General features: G+C 65.6%; 2 protein-coding genes. One reads left to right on the top strand and one right to left on the bottom strand.

Going from position 1 to position 2,506, the window contains the following annotated elements; genetic code table 11:
- Positions 1–661 (bottom strand): pirin family protein (locus JHD07_RS33205; protein WP_291629822.1); only part of this gene is annotated, 661 nt, incomplete at its 3' end.
- 549 nt (positions 662–1,210) lie between these two features.
- Here JHD07_RS33205 and JHD07_RS33200 point away from each other — a divergent pair.
- Positions 1,211–2,266, top strand: a complete 1,056-nt coding sequence (locus JHD07_RS33200; RefSeq protein WP_291629820.1) for a helix-turn-helix domain-containing protein — start codon at positions 1,211–1,213, stop codon at positions 2,264–2,266.
- Positions 2,267–2,506 lie beyond the last annotated feature (240 nt).

The raw sequence follows: 2,506 nt of genomic DNA, 5'->3' as shown, positions 1-2,506 counted from the left end.
CTCCCTCCACCACGTAGATCGCGCGTTCCTCGTGGTCGGGGTCGAGCGGCACGCTCGCGCCCGCGACCGCCGTGACTTCGGCGTAGAACCAGGGAGAGACCATCGAGACCGGCGATGTGATGCCGAACGAGGATCCCGCGATCACCCGGGCGGTGAAATCGCGCTCAGAGATCATCGGCAAGTCGCCCGCCGCATAATGCTGGAACGACGGCGCGATCTCCTCGGAGCCGGCCGGCAGCGCGATCCAGCTCTGCAGGCCCAGCATCTTCTGCCCCGAGGCGCGCTGCGCATCCGGCGTGCGCTCGGAATGCGCAATGCCGCGCCCGGCCGTCATCAGGTTCATCGCGCCCGGCGCGATCTCCTGGACGTTACCCTCGCTGTCGCGATGCATGATCGCGCCGTCGAACAGATAGGTGACGGTGGCAAGCCCGATATGCGGATGCGGCCGCACGTCCATGCCCTTGCCGGAGACGAACTGCACCGGGCCGAAATGGTCGAAGAAGATGAACGGCCCGACCATCTGCCGCTTGCCGTACGGCAGCGCGCGGCGCACCGCGAACCCGTCGCCGAGATCGCGCGTCCGCGGCACGATGACGAGATCGAGCGCATCGCAGGACATGGGATCGCCGAGCACGGGATCGTTCGAGGGCTGCCAGCTCATGGGGGACTCCTTGTTGGATTTGTTGGACGCGACGATAACAGATTTTCGCATCGACGTCGCGACGGAGCCCGTGCCCACATACACTCCGCTGTCATTCCCCGCGAAGGCGGGGCAATCGCATTTGGGTCTTTGATAGACCTGAGCGCGCGCCTCGCCCTTCGAGACGACCGCGGAGCCTGTCATCGGGCCGCGCTTTGCGCGGACCCGGTGGCGGTCCCTCAGGGTGAGGCTAAGCGACAACGGTGCCCGTTGAAACCAGCGCGACACACTCGATCCTCATCCTGAGGGCCCGCCAACGGCGGGCGTCTCGAAGGATGGCCTCAGGCGAGATTACTCCCATATGCGATTGCCCTGCCCGCGGAGGCGGGGAATCCAGTACGCTGCGGCCCATCGGTTCAACCTCTGCCGCCTCGGAATACTGGATCGCCCGGTCAAGTCGTGCGATGACAGCGGTGGGTGTCGCTAGCCCTTGCATGCCGACGGCCTTGAAAAAACGAGCGCAACGAACGATGGTCGGCTGCATTCAACCGCGACCGTTCGTCCCAACCGATGACCCTTGCCGCAACCGAGCTCGCCTGCCGCGCTGCCAGCGTCGCGCTGCTGCTCGTGCTCGCGGCCGCGCTTTTCTCCCAGTTCCGTCATGTGCTCGCCGCCCGCCTCGGCGCGGCCTTCGCGCTGGGGTCGGCGGCGCATGCGGCGAGCTATTCGATCGGCGTCTCGCCGCTCGTTCCGGCCTGGCACGCACCGCTGATCGCAGTGTCGACCGGAAACATCGTCGTGTTCTGGCTGTTCACGCGCGCGCTGTTCGACGACGAGTTTCGCGTGCGCTGGTGGCACGGGCTGATCTGGGGGCTGGTGACGGCGTTCAGCTTTGCGGGGTGCGTCTGGATTGCACCAGGCGGCAACGCGCGGTTCTCCGTGACCGTGGTGAACCTGATCGTGCTCGGATTCATCGCGCTTGCGATCGGGCAGACAATCGCCTCGTGGCCGGCCGATCTGGTGGAGCGGCGGCGGCGCGTTCGGGTCTTCATCGTCTGCACGTCGGCGATCTATGGCGGGCTGAGCGCGCTGCTTCAGATCGCGATCGGCGGCAGTGCCGGCGACGTCGCCAACACCGTCAATACCGGTGTGCTCGCCTGCGTCGTCGCGATCATCACCTATGCGATGATGCGCGTCGATGGTGCGGATTTGTTTCCGGCCCCGGCGGCGACGCCGGCAATTCTGACGCAGCCTGCGGCGGTCGATGAATCCGCCGACCAGAAACTCATTCACGCCCTGATGCGCCTGATGGCGGACGAGCGGATCTATCGCCACGAAAACATCACCATCGGCGTGCTGGCGGGGCGGCTCAAAATTCCCGAGTACCGGCTGCGCCGGTTGATCAACCAGCGCCTCGGCTATCGCAATTTCAATGTGTTCCTGAACAATCACCGGATCGAGGAGGCCAAGGCCGCGCTGGCCGATCCGGCCCAGGCCGAGGTCCCCGTCATCACCATCGCGATGGACGCCGGCTTCCAGTCGTTGGGGCCGTTCAACCGCGCGTTCAAGGCCGTGACGGGCGTCACGCCGACGGAGTACCGGCGGCTGAAGGCTGTCGGGGCCTAGATCCTCAGGTCTTTGAAATCACATAAGAATTCCGAAATCTACCAGCCTCGACAATTTTCGACGAGGTCGTCTTTCAAATCCGGCGAGCGCATATCGGCTGCATCCTGCCTGCTCTCCCGCATTCGCCCGAAGCCGGAGAAAGCCCGTGATCCGCCGCCGCAAGATCATCCTCGTCACCACCGCCATAGCCTGTGCCGGCCTCGCGCTCGGCGCAGCGCGAGCCCACGACGTCCCGAAGGT

It is taken from the genome of Bradyrhizobium sp. (assembly GCF_016462955.1).
GTDB lineage: Bacteria > Pseudomonadota > Alphaproteobacteria > Rhizobiales > Xanthobacteraceae > Bradyrhizobium.
The sequence above is the reverse complement of the archived record's forward strand: the minus strand, read 5'-3'. Positions and strand labels throughout refer to the sequence as shown.

Bases quoted from the DNA above. Each gene is read 5' to 3' on its own strand.
- JHD07_RS33200 (WP_291629820.1), top strand. From the start codon at position 1,211: ATGACCCTTGCCGCAACCGAGCTCGCCTGCCGCGCTGCCAGCGTCGCG.